The organism is Streptomyces sp. NPDC056296 (genome assembly GCF_042268605.1).
GTDB lineage: Bacteria > Actinomycetota > Actinomycetes > Streptomycetales > Streptomycetaceae > Streptomyces.
In genome coordinates this window covers 1-24,681 of record NZ_JBHJRX010000091.1, presented here as the reverse complement: position 1 = coordinate 24,681, position 24,681 = coordinate 1, and the positions used below count along the sequence as shown (strand labels likewise).

At 69.8% G+C, this 24,681-nt stretch carries 22 protein-coding genes and 1 pseudogene; 10 read left to right on the top strand and 13 right to left on the bottom strand.

Features of this window, described 5'->3' with window-relative positions:
* Positions 1–629 precede the first annotated feature (629 nt).
* From ACFCZF_RS38460 to ACFCZF_RS38440, 5 genes are all read left to right on the top strand, one after another.
* A complete protein-coding gene (locus tag ACFCZF_RS38460) occupies positions 630–1,637 on the top strand; it encodes a hypothetical protein (RefSeq protein ID WP_376675620.1) in 1,008 nt (335 codons plus the stop codon).
* Between the two features lie 79 nt (positions 1,638–1,716).
* On the top strand, positions 1,717–5,217 hold the full coding sequence (locus ACFCZF_RS38455) for a WD40 repeat domain-containing serine/threonine protein kinase (protein WP_376675619.1): 3,501 nt from the start codon (positions 1,717–1,719) through the stop codon (positions 5,215–5,217).
* Positions 5,214–6,155, top strand: a complete 942-nt coding sequence (locus tag ACFCZF_RS38450; protein WP_376675618.1) for a serine/threonine-protein kinase — start codon at positions 5,214–5,216, stop codon at positions 6,153–6,155. Before ACFCZF_RS38455 ends, ACFCZF_RS38450 begins: the two co-directional genes overlap by 4 nt.
* Positions 6,152–6,754: a hypothetical protein gene (locus ACFCZF_RS38445; protein ID WP_376675617.1), complete on the top strand. Its 603-nt coding sequence runs from the start codon at positions 6,152–6,154 to the stop codon at positions 6,752–6,754. The genes ACFCZF_RS38450 and ACFCZF_RS38445 overlap by 4 nt, the downstream gene beginning before the upstream one ends.
* Before the next feature lie 19 nt (positions 6,755–6,773).
* On the top strand, positions 6,774–6,983 hold the full coding sequence (locus tag ACFCZF_RS38440) for a hypothetical protein (protein WP_376675616.1): 210 nt from the start codon (positions 6,774–6,776) through the stop codon (positions 6,981–6,983).
* A gap of 110 nt (positions 6,984–7,093) precedes the next feature.
* On the opposite strand, the pseudogene ACFCZF_RS38435 reads toward ACFCZF_RS38440, so the two are convergent.
* From ACFCZF_RS38435 to ACFCZF_RS38420, 4 genes and pseudogenes are all read right to left on the bottom strand, one after another.
* Positions 7,094–8,026, bottom strand: a pseudogene (locus ACFCZF_RS38435) (ATP-binding cassette domain-containing protein).
* 944 nt (positions 8,027–8,970) lie between these two features.
* A complete protein-coding gene (locus ACFCZF_RS38430; protein WP_376675615.1) occupies positions 8,971–10,233 on the bottom strand; it encodes a hypothetical protein in 1,263 nt (420 codons plus the stop codon).
* A gap of 6 nt (positions 10,234–10,239) precedes the next feature.
* Positions 10,240–10,623 (bottom strand): hypothetical protein, encoded by a 384-nt coding sequence (locus ACFCZF_RS38425; RefSeq protein WP_376675614.1) that lies wholly within the window; start codon positions 10,621–10,623, stop codon positions 10,240–10,242.
* 108 nt (positions 10,624–10,731) lie between these two features.
* Complete coding sequence (locus ACFCZF_RS38420) at positions 10,732–10,860, bottom strand: hypothetical protein (RefSeq protein ID WP_376675613.1); 129 nt, start codon at positions 10,858–10,860, stop codon at positions 10,732–10,734.
* A 140-nt stretch (positions 10,861–11,000) separates the two neighbouring features.
* On the opposite strand from ACFCZF_RS38420, the gene ACFCZF_RS38415 reads away from it, so the two are divergent.
* From ACFCZF_RS38415 to ACFCZF_RS38405, 3 genes are all read left to right on the top strand, one after another.
* The gene (locus tag ACFCZF_RS38415) at positions 11,001–11,186 is read left to right on the top strand and encodes a hypothetical protein (protein ID WP_376675612.1); all 186 of its coding nucleotides are present in this window, start codon (positions 11,001–11,003) and stop codon (positions 11,184–11,186) included.
* A 150-nt stretch (positions 11,187–11,336) separates the two neighbouring features.
* The gene (locus tag ACFCZF_RS38410; RefSeq protein WP_376675611.1) at positions 11,337–12,383 is read left to right on the top strand and encodes a hypothetical protein; all 1,047 of its coding nucleotides are present in this window, start codon (positions 11,337–11,339) and stop codon (positions 12,381–12,383) included.
* Positions 12,384–12,451: 68 nt separating this feature from the next.
* Entirely contained in the window at positions 12,452–12,697 is a 246-nt protein-coding gene (locus ACFCZF_RS38405; protein ID WP_376675610.1) for a hypothetical protein, read from the top strand.
* A 101-nt stretch (positions 12,698–12,798) separates the two neighbouring features.
* Here the strand turns inward: ACFCZF_RS38405 and ACFCZF_RS38400 are convergent, their stop codons facing one another.
* The 9 genes from ACFCZF_RS38400 to ACFCZF_RS38360 all read right to left on the bottom strand — a co-directional run bounded on the left by ACFCZF_RS38400 (position 12,799) and on the right by ACFCZF_RS38360 (position 22,490).
* Positions 12,799–13,476 (bottom strand): hypothetical protein, encoded by a 678-nt coding sequence (locus ACFCZF_RS38400; RefSeq protein WP_376675609.1) that lies wholly within the window; start codon positions 13,474–13,476, stop codon positions 12,799–12,801.
* Between the two features lie 44 nt (positions 13,477–13,520).
* Positions 13,521–14,672, bottom strand: coding sequence for a hypothetical protein (locus tag ACFCZF_RS38395; RefSeq protein ID WP_376675608.1), 1,152 nt, complete (start codon positions 14,670–14,672; stop codon positions 13,521–13,523).
* Positions 14,669–15,508, bottom strand: a complete 840-nt coding sequence (locus ACFCZF_RS38390; RefSeq protein WP_078951787.1) for a hypothetical protein — start codon at positions 15,506–15,508, stop codon at positions 14,669–14,671. The genes ACFCZF_RS38395 and ACFCZF_RS38390 overlap by 4 nt, the downstream gene beginning before the upstream one ends.
* Positions 15,505–16,890 (bottom strand): hypothetical protein, encoded by a 1,386-nt coding sequence (locus ACFCZF_RS38385; protein ID WP_376675607.1) that lies wholly within the window; start codon positions 16,888–16,890, stop codon positions 15,505–15,507. The genes ACFCZF_RS38390 and ACFCZF_RS38385 overlap by 4 nt, the downstream gene beginning before the upstream one ends.
* Positions 16,891–16,973: 83 nt before the next feature.
* Positions 16,974–17,804: an AAA family ATPase gene (locus ACFCZF_RS38380; RefSeq protein ID WP_376675606.1), complete on the bottom strand. Its 831-nt coding sequence runs from the start codon at positions 17,802–17,804 to the stop codon at positions 16,974–16,976.
* Positions 17,798–18,601 carry an AAA family ATPase gene (locus ACFCZF_RS38375; protein ID WP_376675605.1) on the bottom strand — a complete coding sequence of 268 codons (804 nt, stop codon included), beginning with the start codon at positions 18,599–18,601 and terminating at the stop codon, positions 17,798–17,800. The genes ACFCZF_RS38380 and ACFCZF_RS38375 overlap by 7 nt, the downstream gene beginning before the upstream one ends.
* Positions 18,598–20,181: a Mu transposase C-terminal domain-containing protein gene (locus ACFCZF_RS38370; protein ID WP_376675604.1), complete on the bottom strand. Its 1,584-nt coding sequence runs from the start codon at positions 20,179–20,181 to the stop codon at positions 18,598–18,600. Before ACFCZF_RS38370 ends, ACFCZF_RS38375 begins: the two co-directional genes overlap by 4 nt.
* A 330-nt stretch (positions 20,182–20,511) precedes the next feature.
* A protein-coding gene (locus ACFCZF_RS38365; protein WP_376675603.1) for an IS3 family transposase occupies positions 20,512–21,749 on the bottom strand; the annotation gives its coding sequence in 2 pieces (ribosomal slippage) (positions 20,512–21,476 and positions 21,476–21,749; 1,239 coding nt in all).
* Positions 21,750–22,067: 318 nt separating this feature from the next.
* The gene (locus tag ACFCZF_RS38360) at positions 22,068–22,490 is read right to left on the bottom strand and encodes a hypothetical protein (protein ID WP_376675602.1); all 423 of its coding nucleotides are present in this window, start codon (positions 22,488–22,490) and stop codon (positions 22,068–22,070) included.
* 333 nt (positions 22,491–22,823) lie between these two features.
* Between ACFCZF_RS38360 and ACFCZF_RS38355 the strand changes: the two genes are divergently transcribed.
* Together ACFCZF_RS38355 and ACFCZF_RS38350 are read left to right on the top strand one after the other, a co-directional pair.
* A complete protein-coding gene (locus tag ACFCZF_RS38355; RefSeq protein ID WP_376675601.1) occupies positions 22,824–23,036 on the top strand; it encodes a hypothetical protein in 213 nt (70 codons plus the stop codon).
* Positions 23,037–23,434: 398 nt separating this feature from the next.
* A complete protein-coding gene (locus ACFCZF_RS38350; protein ID WP_376675600.1) occupies positions 23,435–24,358 on the top strand; it encodes a hypothetical protein in 924 nt (307 codons plus the stop codon).
* Positions 24,359–24,681: the final 323 nt, after the last annotated feature.

Sequence of the window (24,681 nt, the reverse complement as noted above, 5' to 3'; positions counted from 1 at the left end):
ACTCCGGCGGATAGTTCTTCATGACCACGAGATGTCCGTCCTCAGATCCTCAGGATCCAGTGTCTCGTGTGTCCAACATCAGGGGTCAAGGCCCCACTTCCCCCTGGGCGAACCCATGATTCCGCGTTGGGTGAGCAGTGAGCTTCAATAGTCGCGGCGATCGCCGGTTACCCAAACCGGTGATCGTCGGCTATGTTGCGGCCGTCTGACTCACACGCGCGCGAATTGGCGGGCTCGGCGGCCAGGCCCTCCAGCAGGGCCACGAAGACGCTGGCGTCCTGCCACTGGCGGAAGCGATTGTGGATGGTAGGCCAGAGGCCGAACCCCTGTGGCATCTTCGCCCCTGCCCCTTCGGCCTTGAACCGCTAGATCACGCCGTCGATCGATCTCCTGCGGCAGCCGCTCGGGACCATGCCGACCACTCGTGATCCTGTCGTGACGGTAAGTCATAAGCTTGGCGCCACCAGCCAGTACCGAGCCGCAGTGGCGTGTGTGCCGCAACCGCACGTGTCCGCCGCAACCGCAGAGGGTAGGAGCCGCGTGTTCGTCAGTAAGAGGCGGAAGGACAGTAAGGACCAGGCGGAACGACGCATCCAGGGACCGGAGGGCAGCCACCAGTGTTACGTGCGATGACCACACCCCTGCGCCACAGATGGCTGCGTGTCCTGCACGGCTCGATCCTGCGGGGCCAAGTGCATCTGGACACCTTCCAGTCGGTGGCCGAGTTCCTGCACACCGACTGCGAACTTGCGGTGAGCCGGGCGCGCACGCTCGGCGAGCGTGCCCGGCGGCGCGAGGTGGCAGACCGCGCCGACGAGCGCAGCAAGCAGTTCTTCGCGGGTGCCGTCGCGCTGACCGAGATACGTCTGGCGGACGGCGAGTCGTCGGCGCACCGCACCGAAACACTGGTCGAGCACTATCTGAGCTGGCGAACGGCGATGAGCCAGACACTGGACGAGCTGCACAGTCCGCCCGAGAGCACAACGCAGCGGCTGCGTAATGAACTGATCTCCCTCTTGGACCACTTCAGCCCCCTGCAGCTCGGAGTCGTGATTTTCGCGGGCCTGCCCGAGAGCACCTACATCACCGGCGGCACCGACTCGCGGCTCGGCAAGGTGTTCGCCGCCGAACTGGCCTGGCTCGCGCTGCGCGGACATGTGTGGTTTCACTTCGGCGGGCCGGGCGTCAATGAGAACGCCATCGTGGCGACGCGCAACCCCGACGTCGCCGATCCTCGGCCGCTGATACCCGAGGAACAGGCTCTCCTGGACTTCCTGTTCGCCGGCGCGGAGGAGACCCGCCTCGCCGAGGATCGGCCTGGTCGCCTTGGCCAGGCCAAGCAGGTGATCAGGCTGGCCCGGCACCGTCTGGCAGAGCAGAGAGTGGGAAAACGACACATACGCGAACGCGCCCGGCTGCTGCGCTCCTTGACGCTCGTGGACTCCTTGCTGCGTCCCGGGCCCGGAATCGACCAGTGGGCCACCGATCCCGAACTTCACAAGAATGCCTACCCGTTGGCGGTGCTCTTCGCTCAACACCTCGGTCCCGGCGGCTGGCCGAGCCCGCCCGAAGAGGAGTTGTTCATCCCTTCTCTTCTGCCCCTCGCATGCACGCTGGCGGCGCAGAATGTCAGCTGAGTCCGAGGCTGTCTCCTGGGACGTCGGCGACAAAATCCTGGAGCAGTACGAGGTAACTCATGTGCACAGGGCCGGGGGTATGGGCCTCGTCTACCGTGTGCGGCACAAACAGTGGGGCCTCGACCTTGCCGCCAAGCGGCCTCGCCCCGAACTCCTCGCCAAGGCCGACGGCGTGGAACGATTCGTCGAAGAGGCCGAGACATGGATGTCGATCGGGCTGCATCCGCATGTGTGCTTCTGTCACTACGTCCGCGTCGTCAGCGGGGTGCCGCTGGTCTTCACCGAGTACGTGGAAGGCGGCAGCCTGCGGGGCTGGCTCGACGACGGACGGTTGTACGAGGGCGGGTCCGAGATCGCGCTGCCGCGAGTGCTCGACATCGCCGTCCAGATGGCGTGGGGACTCGCACACGCGCACGGGCGGAGCCTGGTCCACCAGGACGTCAAGCCGGGCAACGTCCTTCTCGATGGCCAAGGCAGCGTGAAACTCACGGACTTCGGCCTAGCGCGGGCGTTCGTCCGAGCAGGGACGAGCCCTCCGCCGGACAGCTCAGGGGAGGGGCACGCGGAGGTTGCTGACTTTTCGGTGACTGCACGGGGCATGACTCGCCCCTATGCCTCGCCCGAGCAGCTCGCGGGACAACGGCTCGGTCCTGCCAGCGACATGTGGAGCTTCGCCGCGACAGTGCTCGAGATGTTCTCCGGAGAGGTGACCTGGTACACGGGTGCTGCCGTCGGCCAGGCACTCGATGCCCTGCGGCGGCGAGCCCACCGCGAGGGGGCTGCCGAGAGGCGCGAGGTACGCGAAGTCGGCGTCCGGCGGCCCGGGCCCGCGCTGGCAATGCCCGACGCGCTGGGAGACCTCCTCGCCCGGTGTCTGCGTCGGCTGCCTCAGGAGAGGCCCGCGAGTATGGGCGAGTGCGCCGAAGCGCTGACCTCGATCTACCGGGAAGTGTCGGGGGCCGCCTACCCCCGCCCTCGACCGGCCCCGGGGCAGCTGCGCGCCGACGAGCTCAATAACCGCGCCTTGTCGCTGTTCGACCTTGGCCGTGCCACCGACGCCGAGCAGCTTCTGAACCAAGCGCTCGCTGCCGATCCACAACACCCTGAAGCGAATTACAACAGTGGCGTGTTGAGATGGCGCGAGGGGGCGGCGACGGACGGGGCAGTCCTGCACGCGCTGCGAGCCGCGCGCGTGGGGGGCGGGGACCCGCTGCGCATCGATCCGCTGCTGCGGCTGGTCGGCCGGGAGCGGGGCGACAGTGGTGCGGACACCGAAGCGGACACCGGGCCGGACGCGCCCGAGCCGGTTGAAGACTTCGCGGCGTCCAGAGCTCTGACGGTGGTCGCGGTCCCGCACAGCTCCCGCGTTCTCGCCTTCACCACTCTGGGCCGGGCCACACGCTTCTCTCTGCGTAACGTCGCCACGGGTGAGGTCCTGTGGGAGCGCTCTGGCCCCGACGTGGGGATTAGTGCCAGGGGTGGTCCCCCGGTGTTTCCTGTGGGGGACGGCAGCAGGGCCGTCATCGACGCCGCCGACGGCCTGTGGGAGTGCGATGTGGGGGCCGGGCACTTCGTGCGTGTCGTGCACGACCGCCGGATACGAATGCACCTCGTCGCCACGGCCCAGCACTCCCGCCGGGCCGTGGCGGCCGAAGCGCTCCACCGCGCCGGTCCGGTGCGGTTCTGGGATGTGGGCAGCGGCCGAAGGCCCGTACTCATCAAGGCGCGTGACCGCGTACGGGCGGTCGCACTCACCCCGGACGGACGGCACGCGCTGGTCGCCTGTGAGCATGACGAGGTGCAGGTCTGGGATCTGCATGACCGGCGGTACGTCAGAGCCCTGGCCGGACGCCCCGCCGCCGACGCCGGTCCGGTGGACGCACTGCACATCACGCTGGACGGCCACTGGGTGGTCGGTTCGGCCGGAGGTACTCAGGTGAGCGTGTGGGAGCTGGCGACCGGCCGCCGTACCGCATGCCTTGATTTCGGAGCGGACAAGTGCGCCTCCCTGTGTGTCACATCGGACGGACGGCTCGTGACGGGGCACGGCGGCGGAGCAGTCCGCCTCTGGGAGCTGCCGTCCGGCACTCCGGTGCGGGAACTGGCCGCTCATCCCACTGTGGTGACACATGTGGAGGTGGCCCGGGCGGCACAGGAGCAGAGCGCGCGCTGGGCACTGACGCACTGCCTGGACGGCGCGGCCCGCGCGTGGGATCTGGAATCGGGTCGCTGCCTCTTCACTCTGACCGTCGGCTTGACCTACCGCCTCCCAGCCGCTTTGAGTGCCGATAGCCGATACGCGGTCCATGTACGTGACGGGGAGCTGCGGGCCCGGCCTCTCGCCCCGGGGCCCGAGAGCCCTCTGCAGATCTCCCGGCCGCGATCGGTCGCGGTCCAGTACGCAGTCAGGGCGCATGTCGACGACCATCTCGCCCAAGCAGCACAAGCTCTCGTTGCAGAGGAGTGGGAGCGCGCGCACGGGCTGCTGAAGCGGGCTCGCGACCAGGAGGGGCACGAACGGGACAGCAGGGCCTTGGAGTTATGGGGCCGGCTGGCCTTGGTGTCCTCCCGTACCGCCTTCCGCGGAGGCTGGCTCAGCCACACCCTGGGCGACCCGGACACGCTTCCGCTGGCCGTGTGTGAAGTTTCGGGCGAGTCCCATGTGCTGGTGACCAGGCGTGCCGACGAAGGAGCGGGCGACGGCGGGCAGGTTTGGCTGGCCGATCTTGCCACGGGTGCGCGGCACACAGTCCTCGATGGCCATGACGCGGCGGTCACCGTGGGCGCCGTGAGCCTCGACGGCAGGTTCGCTGCCACGGCTGAGGAAGATGGATCCTTGCGCTTCTGGCGCCTCGCAAGCAAAGAGCGCGACAGAAGTGAGCACTTGAGCGCAGAGTGTTTGCACAGGCGCGTAGGACACACAGACGCGGTGTCCGTGCTGTGCTTCAGTCCCGACGCTCGCCTTCTCCTGTCCGGGGGCCGGGATCGCATGATCCTCGCGTGGGACGTATCAAGCGGCCGTTGCGTGCGGGTCCTGAGAGGACACAGGGCGTCGGTGACGGCGCTCAGGGTCACCCCGAACGGACAACATGTCCTGTCCACCGGGCCGTCCGAACACGCGGTACGGGTTTGGGAGATGGACACAGGGCGTCTTCTGCGCTTCCACGCCCGGTCGGCCATCGGGGGACACGACTTCCTCGAAGTGACTCCGGACGGACGCCACGTCGTCTCGGCATTGTTCCAGCAGACCGTCATTGAGGTACGCGCGCTGCAATCGGGGCACCTCGTGCAGCGCATGGAGGGCCCGTCCGCGGCTTTCTGCCGCGGTATGTGCCTGTCTCCGGACGGGCGCTACGTCTTCGCCGCCGCCAGCGACGGTCGCGTCCGTGTTTGGAAGTGGGAGACGGGTGAGCAGGTGGGTGAACTCGTGAGCCGAGACGGTGAGTTCGACGGCGTTTACATGACGAGGGACGGGCGGCATCTGGTGACAGGGCGATCTGGTGGCGCGCCCGGTGTCTGGGAGTGTGACTGGAACTTGACACCAAGGTCCGCCGAGTATGCAGCGGAGGAAGCCCCATGACCAGCGCTGCTTGGCTGAAGCCCGCCGTGCGCGCAGCTCTCGCCGAGCGCGGTGTCCGTATCCTGCGCGAGCTGGGGAAGGGAGCCATGGGCAGCGTGTTCCTGGCCCGCGAGACGGCGACCGGGCAGGACTACGCGTTGAAGGTCATGCTCCCGCGCGTCGTGCCGGGACCGCACTCGCTGGCACGCTTCCGCCGCGAGGCCGAGATCACCGGCAGGCTGAGCCACCCCCGCATCGCAGCCCTCCACCGCGTCGACGAGATCGACGAGACCCTCGTTCTGTACGGGGAGTTCTGCCCCGGTGGCAGCCTCGACCAGTGGGCCGCGCGGCGGCATGAATCCCCCTTCACGCCGGAAGAGGTCCTGCACGTCGCCGACCAAGCCATGGACGGCCTGGCTCATGCGCACACCCAAGGCGTCGTCCACCGCGACGTCACGCCGCAGAACATCCTGGTCAGCGCGGTCAGCAAGCCAAACGGCACTTCCGGCGAGACCTTCGATGTCAAGGTCGGCGACTTCGGTCTCGCCAAAGCCTTCGACGAGGCCGGTCTGAGCGGGTTCACCCTGACTGGCACCACGGCCGGCCGGCCACAGTTCATGTCGCGCGCGCAAGTGGTCGACTTCAAGTACAGCGGCCCCGAGGCGGACGTGTGGTCGCTGGCGGCCTGCCTGTACTGGATGCTTACGCTCACCAGCCCTCGGCCCTTTCCGCCCGGCGCCGACCCCTGGCAGGTCGTACTCGACAGCCCGCCGACGCCGGTCCGGTTCCACAACCCGCAGGTTCCGCGTGAGCTAGCGAAGGCGATCGACCGGGCGCTGCGCGAGGAACCGGGCGCCGCCATGACCACCATGGTCGAACTGCGCGAGCTGCTGTCACATTGCGACACTTTGGCGCCCCTGGTCCAAGGCGGCGAAGGAATCAGAGGAGCCGGGTCATGAGCGGAGAACTCTACGGGCTCATCGGGGCTGTTGGCGGGGCCCTTGTCGCAGGCGTCCTGGCCTACGTTACTCAGCGGCGCGGACAGCGCCATGCCGCACGGCTGGCCAAAGCGGAGGAGGCGACAGTCCGCATCGTGCGGATCAGGACGACGGTGCGAGCCTGGTACGAGTTTCTTGACCACACGGCCCAGGACCTCAGGCTGGAGCGGCCCGTCGACGCGCTCGCCTTCGGGGAGACTGCCAGCAGGCTCGCCTCCGAGGTTCAGGAGGCCCTCGACTCCCTCGCCCGGGACGGCATCTGGTTCCGGCAGGGACGCTACACAGCGGGGACGGACGGCGAACCCGAGGGAATCACCGAGCTGTTGGCTTCCGCGACCCGCCGTCTCAAGGAGGCACTTGCACCCGGGCCGCCGTCATGGGCCGACGCCGAGGCTGAGGTCCTTGAGCTCCTTGGACATGTGCAGCTGGAACGCGCCGGGCTCTCGACGCTGCTGATGGACCTGATCGAGAGCTATACCGAAGAGCGCGTCCGGGTGGTCAGAGGGCTTCAGCCGTCTGCTGTCCGTGGGGCCTCTTTCCGGCGCAGGAGGCGTCCGTGATCTCGCCCAGCAAGGGGCAGTGGTCAAAGTGGGCCGCGCCCTCCAGCATCTGCCGTACCCGCTGGTCCAGCGCGGCATCGCGCTGCCCAGAGCCGCGCGGAGCGCCCCGACGCTGCCGCTTCAGAAGGCCCTGACTCTCGTACCGGAGCAGACCGAGCGGATCATGGCTCAGGGCCCGCAGCTGGATGCCGTCGGCTGTGACATGTGCAAGCGGTTCCCGTTTAGGTAGCGGCTGAGCGCTACCGCTGTCCCTGATCACGCGGAAATGCTCGAACGGTGCTCATGATCACGTGGAAGTGCTCGCCCTTCCGCGGAACCTACGCTCATGACCAGCGGGTCTCACCGGTCTTGAGCAAGTTTGTACAGCTCCGCGAACAGTCCGGCTGCATCCAGGAGCGATTCGAAGGTCCCCGACTCCACGATCCGGCCGCCGTCGAGGACGATGATGCGGTCCGCGATGCGCGCGTTCTCCAGGTTGTGGGTCACGAATACGGCGGCCTTGCCCGCGGCGAGCTGCTTGAACCGGCGGATCACCAGGTGCTCGGCGCGCGGGTCCATCGCGGACGTGGGTTCGTCGAGCATCAACATGGCAGCATCGCGGTAGAACGCTCGGGCGACCGCGATCCTCTGCCACTGCCCGCCCGAGAGGTCGGTACCGCCTCAGTTCGAGCTCGCGACCAGGGTGTCCAGCCCGTACGGGGCCTTGTCGATGACGCTGTCCGCGCCCGCAGCGCGGGCGGCCTGAAGCAGCGGGCCGTCGTTGGCGGCGCGGGGCTGGCCGAGGTGGATGTTGGCGCGCAGGTCCATGGGCCAGCGCGTGTAGTCCTGCGGCACGAGCCCGACCTTCGACCACACGCTCGTCGGGTCGGCCTCGGCGAGGTCGGTGCCGTCCCAGGCCACCGTGCCGGAGCTGGGCAGGTACAGGCCCGTCAGCAGGCGGGAGAGAGTGGTCTTGCCCGAGCCGTTCTCGCCGACCAGGGCGATCAGCTCGCCTTGGCGCAGGGTGAGGCTGACTCCGTCGACCGCCGGGACGTCGGCGCCCGGGTAGGTGTACGTGACGTCCTTCGCCTCGACCTCGGCAGGCGCCCCGGCCGGGATCGCCTTGGTCCCGCGCTCGGCGCGCAGGGCCTTCGCCCGGCGCAGGAAGCTCTGCCAGTCCTCCAGGTAGAGGCTGGTGCGGAACGTGCGGGCTGCAGCCCTCACCAGCGAGGTCAGCGCCCCGGTAGAGGTCCGTATGGCCACAACGGCGGTCGCCGCGACGGCGAGGTCCATCCGCCCGGTCGCGGCGAGCCACCCGAGCGCGGCCCACGTGGCGGCGAGCATCAGCCCGCTGACGGCGGAGCCGGCCAGGGTCACCCGCAGCACCCTCGGGGCCGCCACCCGGTGGGTGGCCTTGATCCGGTCGGTGATCTCCCGGTACCAGGTCGTCATGAAGCCCGCCATCGTGGCGGCGCGGACCTCGGCGGCGGTGCGGCGGTCGGTGGAGTAGTACCGCAGCAGGTAGCGCAGGTGGTTGTCCGAAATGTTCTGGAAGTCCGCGCGATGCTGGATGCGCGCGGTGGTCACCGCGGCGGCCCCCTTGGGCACCACGGCCAGCAGGAGCAGCGGAAGAAGAAGCGGGTGCAGCACCGTCAGCACCGAGGCGGCGGCGACAAGCTGGGCGAGTGCGGAGACCATGGCTTGCGCGTCGCCGATCAGGTCCTCGGTGGCCTCCGCCCCCTTGCCGGCGGCCTGAAGGCGGTCGGTGAACCCGGGCCGGTCGTACGCCTCCAGCTCCACCTGCGGGGCGGCGGTGAGGATCTGGAGGTCGGCCTCGGTGGCGACCTGCGGGGCCAGGCGGGTGGCGGCATAGACGGCGAGCGCGTCGGCCCCGGCCCGTACGGCGGTCGCCAGAGCGGCGACGATGAGCGTGGGGGTCGCGGCCGTCACGCGCTCGGCGACGTCCCCGCCGTTGAAGAGGTGGTTCATCGCGCCGGGCAGCGCGGCCAGGGCGACAGCCGCGGAGGCGGCGACAACGAGCTGACACACGCCGAGCCAGAGCACGGCCGGCCGGTCGGCGGCCCAGCCGAGTCGTACGGCGGCGGCGAGCGTGTGCGGGAGGCGGGCGGCCATCCGCCACCAGGTGGCGGTGGCGATGTCCTCGGCGTGCGGGTCGGGGCGGTAGCCGACCTGCTGGGGCGGGGCGGTGGGGGTTTTCGGGGCGGGTGAGGAGTCGGTCACCCGCCCCATCCTTGCGGGGCTGTGGGGGCGTACGGGGCCGATTGCGCCGAAGTCGCCCGCCTGGTGGAGATGCCGTCTACAGGGCCCGCAGACCCAGTTCGATGGCGCTGATCAGGAACAGGCCCATGCGGTACGGCGCCGCGCCTCCTGGCGAGAGGGAAGCCCGTTCGACGGTCTCCCCGAGTACCTCGGCGTCGAGATAGCCCTGCTCGATGAGGTGGAGCTCCTTGCCCCAGCCGCGCAGGAGCCCAGTCGCGTACTCGTGTACGGCGCGGTCCATCAGGTGTCCGAAGTTCTCCCGCAGCGGCGGGTTCACCACCGTCTCGGGCAGGCCGCGGGCGGCGGTGCAGCAGGTGCTTGTCCGCCTTCCACTGAACCGGCAGGCGCTGGCCGAAGCGGACCATGTCCGGGTCGGTGAACGGGGCGACGGCCCACAGCCCGCGCCGCGCGAGGAGCGGGGTGGCGACCTCCAGGGCGATCAGCGCGGTCTCCGGCGCCACGGTGGCCGGGGAGATCCCCGTGTTCACCTCGCCCAGCAGGTCCCGCACCCTCTCGCCGCACCAGGCCGGCGCGGTCCGCGTCCGTACGGGCCCGCCCTCGGGGCGTCGTACGCGGGCGACTTCGTCGCCGCCGAACCCGGCCAGCACCGTGTGGATGCCCCGGGCACGCAGGGCCTGGGCGAGCGCGTCGGCCGCCTCCAGGTGCGGCTCGTCCAGCGGGCTGATCGCCTCCGCCCGGGAGCGACGCAGGCCGCCCGGGGACAGTGCCGGGTGGTCGGCGGCCCGTACCGTCACGTCGAAGGCGAACCCGGTCTGCCCGATCACCGCACGCCGCCGGGCCTCCTGCTGCGGGCCGGCCTCGCCGCCGATGAGCATGGCGCACGGGGTGATCGCCCCCGGGTGGGCGAGGGCGAGGGAGATGGCGAGGTTGGTGGAGTCCATGCCGCCGGACAGCTGGGCGGCCGTCTGCCCCGCCGCCACCGGCCGTTTGGTGAACACGTGGCTGGTCAGGGCCTCGAACGCCTCCACCAGAGCGCGTTCGCCTGTGCCTTCGGCGAGGTCGGAGGGCTGGGCGTGCTCGGCCGCGGCTGGGTACACAAGGTGGAGGCCGTCGGCGTCGGCGTACGCGGTGGAGCGTTCCGACAGTCGCTTGACGGTGGTGAACAGCGTGTCATGGCCGTAGCGGGGGAAGCCGGTCAGCAGCCGCATCACCTCCCTCTCCTCCATCTGGGCCGGGCCGAGTTGGGCGGAGAGGTCCATCAGCTGTTACGACCCGGCCAGTCGGCCGCCGTCGTACGCCAGGTACAGCGGGCACACCCCCCCGAGCCCCGTCTGAAGCCGGAGTCCGCGCGGGCCCGTCTCGATCCAGATGCTCTGGAGCGGGAAGTCCTGACACTCCTTCAGCGCGCGGCCGTACATGGCGGCGTCGACCCGGGCGGGCGAGAGCGAGCGCAGGAGGGAGGGGCGGTCGGCGGCCTTCTCCCGTACGACGAGCAGCGTGCAGGTGCCGTCGGTGACCGCCCGCGCCTCCAATGCCGGGTGGTCCAGCGGGCGGATGCGGTCGCCGTCGCGGCCCCATCCCTGTTCCTCGCCTCGCCATTCCCACGGTCCCGAACAGGCGGTCCGCAGGTTCACCGAGCACGTCAGCATCCCTCTTCTCCTTTCTCGGCGGGTGAACAGGCGACGGGGCCCGCGCGGCTCTCAGCCAGGCGCGGGCCCCGGTGACGCTGGTGGTGCTTCACGGGCGGTGCCGAGGGATCAGTCCTCGAACCGGCCCTGGTCCGAGATGTCCGCGGCCTTCTCCTCGAAGCGGGCGGTGTCACTCGGCGGGGCGGTGCTCTCCGGCCCGGCGAACACTGATTCCCACGGACGCGTCTGGTCCTTCATCGCGAACCCCTCTCACTCGGCCAAATCCCGGTGGGCGGTGTGTCACCGGGCTTGTTCAATCAGTGAACCGGGCAAGGCAGTTGGCGGGTACCGTGTCGAGCGCGCGGAGCCGTGTATCGGGTATACGAGGGGCAGGCCCCATGACCCACCGCACTGCGAACCACCTGCTCAAAGCACTGATCGAGGAGTCCGGGCTGCCGTACGACGGGGTGGCCCGCGCCGTGAAGGCCGTGGCGTTAGAAAGCGGCCAGCACCTGGGGACGAACAAGTCGGCCGTCCACCACTGGACTCTCGGCGCGATCCCGGCCGGGCCGACCATCGGTTAGCTGGCCGAGGCGCTCGCCCGGCGCCTGGGCCGCCGGATCACCCGTGAAGACCTCGGACTTGGTTCCCCGCCCGAGGGTGAAGATGAAAGCATCGGGCTGACGCTGGAGTTCGATCCGGTCGAGACGCTCACCGCCCTCGGGGAGGCCGATGTGAACCGCCGCCGCTTCCTGGCCGCCTCCGCCTACTCCATGGCCGCAGCGACCCTGCCGCTTCAGAGCGTCCAGGAAGCCGCCGCCCGTACGCGCTCGGTCGCCTCCGGCGCGATCGCCGGGCACGCCGACGTCGCCGCCGTACGCGACATGGTCAAGCTCTTCATGGACATGGACGAGCGCCACGGCGGACAGCACGGGCGCTCCGCCTTCGTCCAATACCTCGTCACCGACATCGCCCAGCTATGCCGGGGCCGCTTCGCGGGCGAGGAGGTGCGGGCCGAGGCGCTCTCGGTCGCCTCGGCCGGCGCCCACCTCGCGGGCTGGAAGGCGTACGACAGCGGGGAACAGGGCCTCGCGCAGCGGTACTACCTCCAGTCCCTCGCGCTCGCGCGGGCCTCGGGGGTCCCAGGGCAGGACGGGTTCGTGATGCGCACGATGTCGCAGCAGGGCATGAAGCTGCACCGGCCCGAGCACTGCCTGGCGCTGGCCGAGACCGGCTGGGACCGGGCCAAGGACCGGGTCGACCAGCAGGTTGAGGCGCTGTTCGCCGTCACCCACGCGCACGCGCTCGCCAAGACCGGACAAGCCCCGCGCGCTCTCGCCGATGTCGATCGTGCCCATGCCGCTCTCGCCGCCGGGGTGCGTGCCGGGGACGAGGTGCCGTTCTGGGCGCTGGTGTGGGGCCCGCCAGCGGCCACCGTCCACTCCCGTACGGCGAAGGTGTTCGAGACCCTCGGGGACCGGCCGAACGCCGCCCGCAGTTACGCGACCGCGGCGGCGAGCCGGCCGGGGACGACGTATGCACGGATCATCGCCCTCGACCTGGTCGCCCAGGCCGAGCAGCAGGCCAAGCAGGGCAGCATCGAGCAGGCGTGCACCACCTGGGACCGGGCCATCGACACCATGGCCGGGGTGAAATCCGCCCGCACCCTCAAGGCCGTCCGCACGCTGCGCGCAGACCTCCGTCCGTACCGGGCCCGCGGCGTACGGGTCGCGGCCGAGCTCGACGAACGCGCACGAATCTTCCTCACCCACCAGCGCTGACCGGCGGCCAGTCGGTCAACTTATGCAGCCTGACGACAAACAACCCGCCTCGACGAACGGAACCAGCAGTGACTGATACCTGGAACGACGAACCGCTGGCAGACGCCACGAGCGTGAACGAGGACATCCACTACCGGATCCACGACGCCGACAGCGGAGCGCTACTGGGATTCGGCACGGGCCGTGATGGTGCGCTGGGAGCAGTGGTGGCCCACTGCCGGCGGGTGGAAGACACCCATCCGGGCCGCCATCTGGTCATCCGCGCCTACGACGGTCCGGCGGGTCCGGCCTTCGACCGCCCGGCAGGACCGTAACGCGTTCATGCCCGCCGCCGGAGTGCGGCCACCGCGGGCCCCCGCACCCGACGGCCCACTGCCCTGCCCCGTCACGGCCGGCGACGGGGAGGGACGGTTGCTCAGGTGGTCATGCGGCGGTGGTATTCCTCGACCTGCTTCGCCAAGTCGTCTTCGGGGATGCCGGTGAAGGCGCTCATCTGGGCGTAAGACAGGCCGGCCCTCAGTCCGACCAGCGCGAACTCCCACAGGGCCTGGTTGATCCGGGCCGCGGCGTTGCCGAGGGAGACCATGCCGAGCTCGACGCCATCGGCGGCCGGCAGCGTCCCTTCGATCTTCAGCTCCGCCAGGTCGCGCACCGCACTGGTGATCAGGTAGGTGACGAAGCTCGGCATGTCGGAGGGGACATTGCCCGCCCAGGCCCACTCGTGCGGTTCCGGGGAGGTGCCGGCAGCGGGCTGGGAGCGGCGGCCGGTGATGTACCCCCACACCCACCGGTAGGACAGCGGCAGTCTGCCGGTGCGAAGGCTCAGCTCCTCATACAGTTCGAAGGCCGAGCGACGTTCGGCGGGCGCCTTGGCCTGGTCTTCGGCCAGCAGCGTATCCAGAAGCTGGCGGGCCTCGCCCAGCTGCTCCTCGTCGGCCGGGAGGGAATGCGGCAGGGGCAGCACGGTCGAGATCGCCTCCATGACCGTCTGGCGGGGCACGCCGTGCCGGGCGGCCAGGGAGCTGGGCAGCCTGTCGCCCGCGCGGTGGTCGCGGCGGATCGCTTCAAAGAGTTCTGTCCCTGGCTCGGCCATCGTCTACTCCCTTGTGTCAGCAGGTGGTTGGGTTCATGCACGTCTCATGCTGCCCGGCCGGGCGATGGTCTGCCGCCGGCGCTGCCGCGCGCGGCGGCTGGCCGCCTGGAACGCGAGGTGGGCGCGGCAGGGTGCCGCTTCGTGCCCGGCGCTTGGTGCTCGTGCAGGCCGCAGGCGTGGGCTGCTTCGGTCACAGCCGCGTGGTCGAAGGACCTGAGGTGGGGCGTGGAAGTGGTGTCCGCGCGCCCCTCCAGCTGCCCGAAGTGGCGGGCTGCCTCGAGCAAGTCCACTGCCCAGGACGGTGTCCGCATCTCCCGGCCACGGCCCGTTCGGGCCGTGGGGCCGGTCTGGGCGGCGAAGACCCGCACCGCCAGCGCCGCGGCGTGGACGGGATGGGCGATGCGCGCATGGAGCCGGTGCGCGAGGAGCACGGTCGGCTCATCGGGCTCGGGCGGGAAGCGGCCGGCGGCGGGCAGCGGGAGCACCGCGCGGCCCAGGCGGTGGGCCGCTGCCTCGATCACGCCGCGGCCGGGCGTACGGCGGGTGGGGAGCAGGAAGCACGGCTCGCCCTCGTCGGGCGGGAACTGCCCGTTTGCCTCCCACCACGCGAACCGGTCGGCGGCCGGTGGTGGAGCCGGTGCAGGAGCGGCCACGGCGCGGCGGGCCGCGGCCAGGGTGTGCAGCGCTTCGTGCGGGAGCACGGCCAGCGCGGCGGCCAGGACGGGCGGGAGGGGGCCATGGCACAGCAGAGTCAGCCGTATTTTGGTGAGCTCGGCCAGGGCGAAAAGGTACTCGAAGTGCCGGGAGCTGATGCGATGGGCCCGGGTGACGATGACGTGACCGATACGCAAGGCCAGGATCCAGGCGGCGACCGCGCGCCAGGTGGTCTCGGTGTTGCCACTCCAGTAGGTGCTGTCCTCGCTGCCGGCCGGCGGGAGATGTTTGCCCAGGCTGCGCAGCAGGTCGTGGGCCAGGGAGGCAGGAGCGCTCGCCACCGGGGTGGGGTGGATGGTGATGCGGCCGGTCGCGGGGGTGTGGGCGGCCAGCGCGGCGGCCATGAAGGCGTAGTCGTCGTCTGGGTCGTGCACCACGGTGAGCGGGGGCAGGCCGGGGCGGGTGTGGCCGGGTGACCATGTGGGCTTCCACGCTCCGGTGGTGGTCTCGGACACGGCGGCCGTACGCGGAGGCAGCATCATCGCACTCCGGGTGGTGGCGGCGTGGCAGCGGCGGGCACTGACGCGGAGCCGCCGGCGGGATCTGCGTCGGCCGCGGCGGCGGGGCGGTGGCCCAGGGCTGGGTGGCTGGCGGGGCCGGCGGCGTCCATGAGGGGGTGGGCGGCCATGCCGAGGGCGAACAGCACGTCGGGGTGGGGGGCGGGCTGTTCGCCGGAGGGAGCAAGCAGGCGCCGGTTGGCCAGGCGGGGGGTCTGCTCGGCGGGCAGGTCGGGGGTGAGGCCGCGGGCGGTGTGGTGCAGCAGACGGGTGAGGGCGGCGGCCTCGCCGGGGGCGAGGGAGGCTGCGGTGTGGCCGGTGTTGTGCAGGTTCTGCCGCTGCTTGGGGTCAAGCAGGTCGGGCGCGCAGGTCAGGTGGATGGTGGTGTCGGTGTGGACGAGCCGGTGGGGGCTGCTGGGCTGCTCGAGGTGTGCGGCCAGGGCGGTGGCGGCGCGCTTGAGACGGTGCGGGGTCCATTCCAGGGCGGAGGCCAGGTCGTCGGGGTGGATGCGGTCGGCTTCGAGCAGGGCGGCGTGCAGCACTGTGGCGTGGTCGGCCGCCTCCGGGGCGGGACGGCGGTTCGGTGCGGGCTGGCGCAGGAGGGATTCCGCGGAGGTGTTCAGGGCGCGGGCGAGGATGAACAGGGCCGCGGCGGGGAGGGTGCGCGGGGTGAGGTGGCTGTCCCAGTCGGCGGTGGGGATGCCGGTCAGCGCGGTCAGGTCCTCGTCGGTGAGTCGACACTCCGCGGCGCGTGTCCGCCAGAACTTCAGGTCGAACGCGACCGCGGACGTGTCGCCGGGCAGCGGGAGTTGGTCGGTCACGGGCGTAACTCCCCAAGGCGCGGCAGGACGTCGGAGGCGGGCGGGGTGGTGGTGTGCAGGTGCCAGCAGTGGGCGGCGGTATGCCAGTCATCCCCTGAATGGGGGTGGGCCAGGGCTGGGATCGGGAGGCCGGCGTCGGCGATGAGGGCCTCGAAGCGTGGCGTGGTGCCGAAGCAGTTCGCGAACAAGCCGTGGCCCGCGGCGGTGCGCGGGGTGCGGCGGCGGAATTCCACGGCCGCGCGCAGCAGGGGGCGGGCACGGGGCGGGACGGCGTACATGTGCCGGGGGCCGGGAGGTTCGCCGATGTGGATCCGCGAGTCGCGGTCGATGGCCACGGTGGTACCGGCCTCGCCGACGCTCGCGATCTGGGTCATCGACAGCAGCGACGTGTCGGTGCCGGTAAACAGCAGGGCCGCGATGGCGGCGGCGCGCAGCGGGTTGGGCAGGCGCACGGTGATCGTGTGCACGACGCGCGGGGTGATCGGCACGGTGGTGATGCCCGGCCCCGCGCGGCTGGTGAGATCGTCCGGCACGTTGAGCAGCACCGAGCGGGACAGGAAGCCGGCCTGCGCGCCGCGCACGCGCGCCACCGTGTGCTGCGGGCTGGGACTTGAGACGGCCAAGCTGGCCAGGAACAGCCGCACAGCCTCGGTCTCTTGCAGATTCCAGGGGGTGGGCGCGGCCGGGTCGGCGGCGGGTTCGATGCCGCCGACGGCGGATGCCTGGGGTGACAGGGTGCGGGCCAGCCAGGTGCGGGCGGCGGCGTAACCGGCGCGGTACTGGGCGTCGGTGTGGGCGAAGTCGGTGGCGTTCTGACGGTGCCAGCAGTCCGCGCGGAACGAGGCCACCCCGCTACGGGGCACCGTCGGCAGCGGGTAGGCGTGATCGCGCGGCGGCGGGCCGATGCGCCGGCCGGTGGCGGCCGGGCTGATCGCGCCCAGGACGGCGGCCGTGCCGCGTACGGTCACCACATCGGTCACCCCAGCTGCTGTGAGCTGTTCACGCAGGCGCTGCTCATCGGCCTGCTCCGGGGTGTGGGCCAGGAGGGTCAGGCGGATGCCGGTGTCCGCGCGCCAGGCGGCCAGGCGGCGCAGCCGCTCGGTGGTGAGGCGGTGGGCGCGCAGCACGATCGCCTCGTGCACGTCGGTGGCCAGGGTCCAGCAGGTCACCGCCCGCCAGGCCGGGTCGGTGGACATCCGCTCGGCCTCCGGGCGGGCGAAGGTGTCGCGGCCCATGGCGCGCAGCACATCCAGCGCGAGGTAGGCCGGGCTGGTGGTATGCGGGGTGGGATCGACGGTGATCCGCCCGCGGGCGGGATCGGCCCACTGGTAGGCGGCCCGGTGCACTGCCTGATCGTCGTCGCCGTCCAGCAGCAGCCTCACCGCCCCCGCCCCCGGGGCCGCCGACGACGGTGGTGCGGCCGGCGGTGGCGTAGAGGCAGGGACGGGAGAAAGCGTGGCTGCGGTCATGGGCGCCGCCCACCGTCGACCCGGTCGGCCACGGCCTCGAGCATGCCCCAATCGGGCTTGCTCGCTCCGGTGGCGGCCAGAGCCCGCTGAGTGTGAACGGTCAGCACGGCCCAGCGGCGCAGAGCGCCGTCGGCGATACGGGCATCCAGCGCCTTGAGGTCGTCGGGCGCGACGCTCTGCCACACAGGGTGCAAGGCAGCAACCGCCTTCGGGACCTGGTCGCGGGTGAGCGGCCAGATGTAGGGCCAGCCGGCGGTGCGGGTGGCGAGCATCCGCTGGGCACGCAGCCGCCGCTCGCCGTGCGTCTCGGCGATGAGCACCACACACAGCCCGCCCGGAGTGTCGTCGTGCAGGAAACGCAGGTACTCGAAGCTGGACGCCGACAGCCGGTGGGCGTCCTCCACCACGACGATGTGCGGCTTGAGGGCGAGGGCGCGCCGGATCCAGGCGTCGGCGGCCCCCGGGTCGGCGGGCGGTTCGCCCCGGAGCTTCAGTGCCTTATGGAGGCAGGCGCGCAGGTCCGCCGGCGTGGGCTGGGCCCGGAGATACAGCGGCAACAGCAACAACTCACCGAGACGGCGGGCGGCGGTGTGGACGGCAAAGGTCTTGCCGACCCCGGCATCGCCCAGCACGCACACAAAGCGGCCCTGGGCGTAGGCGTCGGCGAGCGCATCACCGACGGCGAGCATGCCCGGGGTGAGCAGGGTGCGTAGCCCCGCGGTCTGGTGATGGTGCAGGGGTGGGGCGGCGTCGTCCAGGACGGCGAAGGGCTCGGCTGCGCCGGCCGCGTCCCAGACGGCCGACGACGGGAGCGAAGTGGTCAGCACCGCTTCAGGGCCCAGTCCACGACGCGGTCGTCGACCTTGTCGGCCTTGAAGTGCTCCATGCCCTTGATCACGTGCTTGGTGACCTTCGCCCACTCACGGAAGGAACCGAGCGCGTACTGGGTGTCGATGCGCTTCAGCAGCGCCTCCTGCGCGCCCTTCCACACCGGGTGGGAGTCGGGCACGGTCTTGAGGACCTCGTCCTCGGTCATCGCCAGGATCTCCAGGCGGATGTAGATCCGCGAGGCCAGCGCCGGGTCGCTCTGCAGCGTCTCGTACGCCTCCCGGCCGCCGACGAACAAGATGGCGGGCTTGGGGTCGCAGTTGTCCCACAGCTTGCGCAGGAACTCGAAGTTCTCCCGCCGGTACTGCTGGGCCTCGTCACACACGATCACATACGGGCGCCGGGGGAGGGTCTCGCGCAGCAGCTTGTCGAACGCGGTCGGCGTACCAGGCATCTTGCAGCTGAGGTTCATCTGATGAAACAGCTCCTCGCGCAGATCCTTCGGCCCCGGGCGGGAACGGGCGAAATCCAGCGGGAGGATCAGATCCGGATTCATCTCCTGGATCGTGGCCCGGGTACCGAAGCTCTTGCCGAGCCCCGCATCGCCGTAGACCACCGACATCGCCCGCGACTCGACGGTGTCGACAACAGTGTCCTTGATCTGCAGCAGCGTGTCGGTGGCGACCAGCGACGAGTCCTCGAGGCCGAGGAAGAACTGCGGGCGCAGATCCGGACGGCGCGGCGCCGCCGACTCGGGCGGTGGCTTCGGCGCGGCAGTAGTGGCGGTGGTGGTCATGCGTCCTCCGAAGACGGGTGGGCGGGGGCGGTGGCCTGGCCGGGGCGTACCCAGCCGGCCGGGATGGGGGTCAAGGGCTGGTACGGCTCTTCGCGCCGGCGAGGCGCGGCAGGCGCTCGCTGGCTGGTGCCCGCGAGTTCGGCGAGTGCCTCTTCTTTGGTCATGCGGGTTGCCTGGACGGGCAGTTGGGGTTCGGTAGCCGGCACAAAGCGGTCGCGTTTGCGCTCACCGGAGCGCTGCAGGGCCCGGCGCAGGTCAGCGCTGTGCTCCTGGCGGTCGGCAAGGACCTTGGCGCGCAGTTCCTCGGTGGCCTCGTCGCTGAGGAACGCCCGGCCCAGGTAGCGCTCCCCGCGGAAGGTGTACAGGTCGATCTCGTGGCTGTGGTGCGGCATCCACCGCACCCGCACCTCAACCCCGATCCGGCCGACACCGTTCTCCGGCATGTAGCAGCGGCCAGCGAACTCCACCCCGTGACTGGTCATCTTCCGGGGCCTGTGGTCGCTCTCCAGCATGAACGCACGCAGCTCGGCCGGGGTGGGCTCGGGACGGATCTCGGTGGGGTCGGCCAGCCACGCCTCAAGCGGCGTCACCCCGGTACGTTTCACCACATGCTTGGTGTTGTGCTCGGTGACCCACTCCCCCAGGCGCTCCACGAACGCCTCGAAGGTCAACGGCGGGTCACTCTCGCCGACGCGGCGGCGGTGATCAAGCAGGGGCGCCTTGGTGTAGCGGGGCAGGTCGGCGAAGAAGCGGGTCATGCTGGTGCGGTTCAGCCGCTCGATACCGCCTTTGTGGCGGGCACTGCGCACTCGGTGCACCGGCACCCCCAGCAGGCCGAAGGCCCGCCGGACGGTCTTGGACAGGAAGTCGGCGCCGCCGTCGACCCGTACCAGATGTGGCAGTCCCCCGGCCGGCCCATAAGGATCCTCCCGCAGGACCGACGCCCGCACCGCCGCCAGGACCGAGCCGCGGTGCGCGGAGCCGGCAGTGACCGCCCAGCCCATCACGTAGCTGGTACCGCGGTCCTCGAACCAGGTCACCCACACCTTCGACAGCTTCTTGTCGGGCATCATCACGACGAGCGGAGCCTGCTTGTGGTCCCCTTCCCACACCTGGTTCCGGGCCACCGCCGGCCGCTGGAAGGCGGGGTCGAAACCGCGGGCGGCCGGAATGCCCTCCCGAAGGCCCGCCATGAACCCGGGATCGAGGTCACGGGCGATGGCGTCGTGCAGCGTGGTCAGACCGATCGGCTTCTCCCCCGCCTCCTCGGCCACGCGCACCAAGTGCTCGTGAGCGCGCTTGACGTTGCCCTGGTAGTCGGCGAGGACATCGATGATCTCGTCCGTGATCCGAAACCGCCGGCGCTCGGGCTTCTCCGTGGAACCGGTCTCCTCGGCCTGCGCCAACCAGCGCCACACCTGCCGCACGCTCACATCCAGCGACTCGGCGACCAGCCGCACATGCGCGGTCGTCAACTCCCCCGCCCCGCGCAACTGCAGCAGCCGGGCCACCGCAGCGGGACGTAGTTCGTCCCGATGACGGCCCAAGCCCTCCTTGGAGACGTCGTCCAGCGTCGTCACCGGTACCGGCACCCCTGGGGCGGGTGGGCGGATAACGGCACGGTGATCACGTAGAGCCTCCAACAATGGGTGGACACAGAGCAGTTCAGCCTGACGCACGTGTGTGACGGGTGCGTCTGCTGCGAGGCTATGAGCTGCGCGTGGGCTTCCAGCTCAGCCGCTCACTCGGGCGGGTGACAGCAGAACGTTCCCGCCAGTTCGATGGACGCACGTGCTAACGACCCTCGGGCATCGCCGCGGGAATCCGCACCCAGCCAGGCTCCGCGACACCGCCACCGCCCGACGCGCTCCCCCGCAGCACCTTGAACCGTTCCGGATTCGGTAGAGACTCTAGATTGTGGCTGTGACCTGCAGATTTGGCTGCCGCTGGTAATAGACGGCTTCGTATTCGGCTGGCGGGACGTGGCCTATCTCACCGTGGAGTCGGCGGTGGTTGTACCAGTCGGCCCACTCCGCCGTGGCCAACTCGACGTCGCTGAGGGCCTTCCAGGGCCGCTGAGGCTTGATGAGTTCGGTCTTGTACAGGCCGATCGTCGATTCCATCAGGGCGTTGTCGAGGGCGTCGCCGACGGTGCCGATGGATGCCGCGATCTGTTCGGAGGCCGGGTGGGCGGCGAGGCGGAAGCTGGTGTACTGCGATCCGGCGTCGGAGTGATGGATCAACTGCCGTGCGACGACAGGGGTGTTCGCTCTGTCACGTTGCCAGAGGCCCATTTCGAGTGCGGACAGCACCAGCGGGGTCTGCTTGTTCGTCGAGGCGGACCAGCCGACGATCCGGCGGGAGAAGGTGTCGACGACGAAGGCGACGTAGATGGTGCCGGACCAGGTGGCCACGTAGGTGAAGTCTGCGACCCAGACCCGGTTGGGGGCTGTGGCCACGAACTGCCGGCCCAGCCGGTCCGGGGCCCGCTCTGCTTCCTTGTCCGCCCTGGTGGTGACGACCTTCTTCCCGCGCACCGCTCCCGTGATGCCTTCGGCCTTCATCAGGCGCTCGACGGTGCACCGGGCCACCTGATGTCCTTGCCGTTTCAGTTCGGCCCAGATCTTGCGGGCTCCGTAGACGCTGTAGTTGTCCCGGTAGATCTTGGTGATGAGCGGTGCCAGTTCCGCGTCCCGCAGTGAGCGGGCCGACGGCAGACGCTTCTTGTGCGCGTAATAGGTGGACGGGTGGATGCTGCAGTTGTGCTCGGTGAGCGTCCTGCAGATCGGCTCGACTCCGCCGAAGCGGTCCCGGTGCTCGTCGATGAACGCTACGAGCGTGTGTGTGGCCGGTCGAGCTCGGCCGCGAAGAAACTCGCCGCAGCCTTCAAGATCTCGTTCGCCCGCTTCAACTCGGCGACCTCTTTCCTGAGGGCCTTGAGCTGGGCGGATTCCTCGGTCGTGGTCCCGGTCCGGGCGCCGGCGTCGACCTCGGCCTGACGCACCCAGTTCCGCAGGGACTCCGGCCCGATGTCGAGCTTCGCTCCGATCGAGCGGATAGCTGCGGACTCGGTCTTGTACTGATCACGAGTCTCCAGGACCAGACGCACGGCCCGCTCCTTGAGCTCCTTGGGGTATTGCTTCGCCATAACGGACTCGATCCTTCCAAAAGATCGAGCCTCGATCAAACCCGGAACGGTTCACCTGCCAAGAACCGCCGGACACTGCCGGCAGCGTTGGTCTTCGCTGGACCACCCCACCCGTTACCGTTTCCGTGGCTCCGCAATGAGGCCCCGGCCTTCGGGCGTCAAGTCAGTGTGTTCCGAGTCAGGTCCTCGCGGCTGGTGGATTGGGAGGATCAACGCGCGTGCCGCCCAGGAGAGCGAAGTGGCTGTTTCCTTTAACGCTCCGCTCGGCACAGAAGGAAAACCATAGGCGTGTGTCGCTGAGCTCAGAAATGCTTTCGTTCAGTCGTGCTTCCGGTTCGTGGGGCTGGTCGACGTGTCGCTTTGGAAGGCTTCGATCTTCGCCCAGAGTGCGTTGCCCAGGTCTCGGACTACGGGGGTGTACTCGATCCCGCATTCCCGGGCGGCTTCCCGGGTTCGGGCTTCCTTCTCCGCCTGAGTGAGCGTCGTGGGATCCCTGTCGAGGATGTCGTCGATGAGCAGGCTGCTGATCACGAACGGCTCAGCCGCCGGGTCCTGCTTCTGTGCCGCTTCCTGGAGGAGCTGACGCTTGAGCTGTCCGTCGCGTGCCTGTCTCGCGGCGGCCTGCCGGACGTACGTTGCGATGGGAACGTCGAGCTCGGCTGCGTGCTCGCTGATCACGGCATACTCTTCCGGCGAGAAGGCCACCAGGACTTCGATATCCGAGGACTTTGGGTCGGTCATGGCACCCATGATGGCCTTCGGCTCTGACAATTCCGCCAAGTCCAGCCCCTGTCGATCGCGGCTGCGTGTCCCATGAAGGGCAGCAGGCCCAGTGAGCCCACGACTCCACGAAGACCAGGAAGACAAAGGAGATACGAAGAACGTGACACCGGCCGATACGGCCTCAGGTCACTGCATGTTCGGGGTACTGTCACCATGATCGATCGATCCAACCGCCCCTGAACAGCGCCAACACGCCTACAGGTCAGTGACATACGAAGCCGAACATCCCAGTGACATCACGGCCGAACCTCACACAAGCTCACTGCGGACCAGCGGTCGGCCCTGGCTGAGTTGGGCGTCGACTGGGCGGGGGCGGCGTCGGCGCCGACCGCCCAGGCCGTCCCGGCCCAGCCGACGAAGGGCGGCTTCGCACGGACCGCGCCGCCGAAGCCGCCGGTGCAGCACCACCATGACGAGTGCGACAAGACGCTGTACGGCGGCGGCACCTGTGCCTGCGACCTCATCGAGCAGTACGGACCGCCCTCCGAACGGGACGACTACTGAGAAAGCCTCTGCCTGCTCCCTCCCACCGCGCCAGCCCCCGGGTCCTCTCTTCAAAAGGCCTGGGGCCTCGTGCTGTCGGCACGGGCGGGCGGACGTCGTCTAGGTCGGCCGGGCCGGTGCGGGACCCACTCGTGGGGCGTCTCCTCCCGAGCACGGAGTTATGAGATGAAATTGTCAAATGTTGACGTCCAGAACGCCAAAGATCGCAATCTGAACACGCAATGGTTCCGAGCATCAGATGCGGGCCTGCCTGCGGCTTTTGGGGAACAAAGGTTTCCTACCGGGGTCATCAGTGTTCACATGTTTTCCGACTAGCCGAGCTGAGCGGGCGTCCGGCCGGGCGTGCGCTCCCGTAACCGACACCCGAACCGCCCGCGCTGGGGCGCATAGTTGGGCCCGTGAACACCGAACTGACCGTGCTCAAGCGGGACAAGGCCGTGAGCCAGGACGACACGATACGGATGCTGCTGGACGAGTCCAAGCGCTCCAGCCGTGCCGTCCCCATCCGGCGTGCGTTCGTCCAGGACGCCCGCCCCGGCCCCCGCCTGGTCACGCAGCCCGGCCCCCTCCGTCACCTGCTGCGCAGCCCCGAGCGGCTGGAGCTCTTCCTCCTGGTCCACTGCGTCGCCGCACGGGGTCCACTCCCGCGCGGTCGCGTCGACGGCGACTGGGGCGTGACTCGCCGGTCCGAGACATGGGGCCGCGCCGCAGGGATCTCGTTCGCCACCGACGGCACGGCGAGCGCCGCGGTCTCCCGGCACCTGGCCAAGCTGAAGAAGCTGAAACTGATCAGCACGGCGCCGGACGGCCGGATGACCCGCATCACCAAGCTGCTCGAAGACGGCTCCGGGGACCCGTACACGCTGCCGTCAGGCAACTGGGAGGGCTCCCGCAAGGACATCTATTTCAAGGTGCCCTTCGCGTACTGGGAGCAGGACTACTACAAGTCGCTGACGATGCCGGAGAAGGCGATGCTGTTCATCTTCATGAGCCAGCGCAGCCGGTCCTTCGTCCTGTACAAGGACAAGCAGTTCGCCTCCTGGTACGGGATCTCCCCGGCAACCGTCGGGCGCGGCATCACGGAGCTGAAGGCGAAGGGGCTGCTGTACGAGTTCCTCACTGAGCAGTATCTGGACGGCTCCTCCATCTTCGGCCAGAGCACGGGTGTGCGCTGGGCGCTCGCCGCGCCGTTCGACCTGAACGTCAACAAGACGGACCGGGAGGCGGCGGCCGCCGCCTGGACTCCGGCGGGGGCCGCCAGCACCGCGCTGCGGATCGCCTCCGGTGTCCCCGTGCTCTCGGGGACGATGGCCCGGCAATGAACACCGCCGGGACGCTACGTCCCGGCCCCATGACTCCCGGTCCGGCGCAAACACGGGTCGGGCGCGGCGCAGGCCGCCGCCCCGCAAACGGGCGACGGCCCCCTGTTGGAGCAGGGAGCCGCCCAGTGAAGAAACCGACAGTCACTCCCCAAGGAGGCACCATCAGCATGTTCAACGAGCCTAAGGGCACCGACCGACCGACGTCGACCTGGCACCACCAGGGCAACGATGTGAACGATCACGTAATTCCCCGGGCCCGGCGTCACGTAATTCCCCAGGTCCTGACCTCGTCCATGTCTACTTGATCGAGGGCTTGCCTGTCT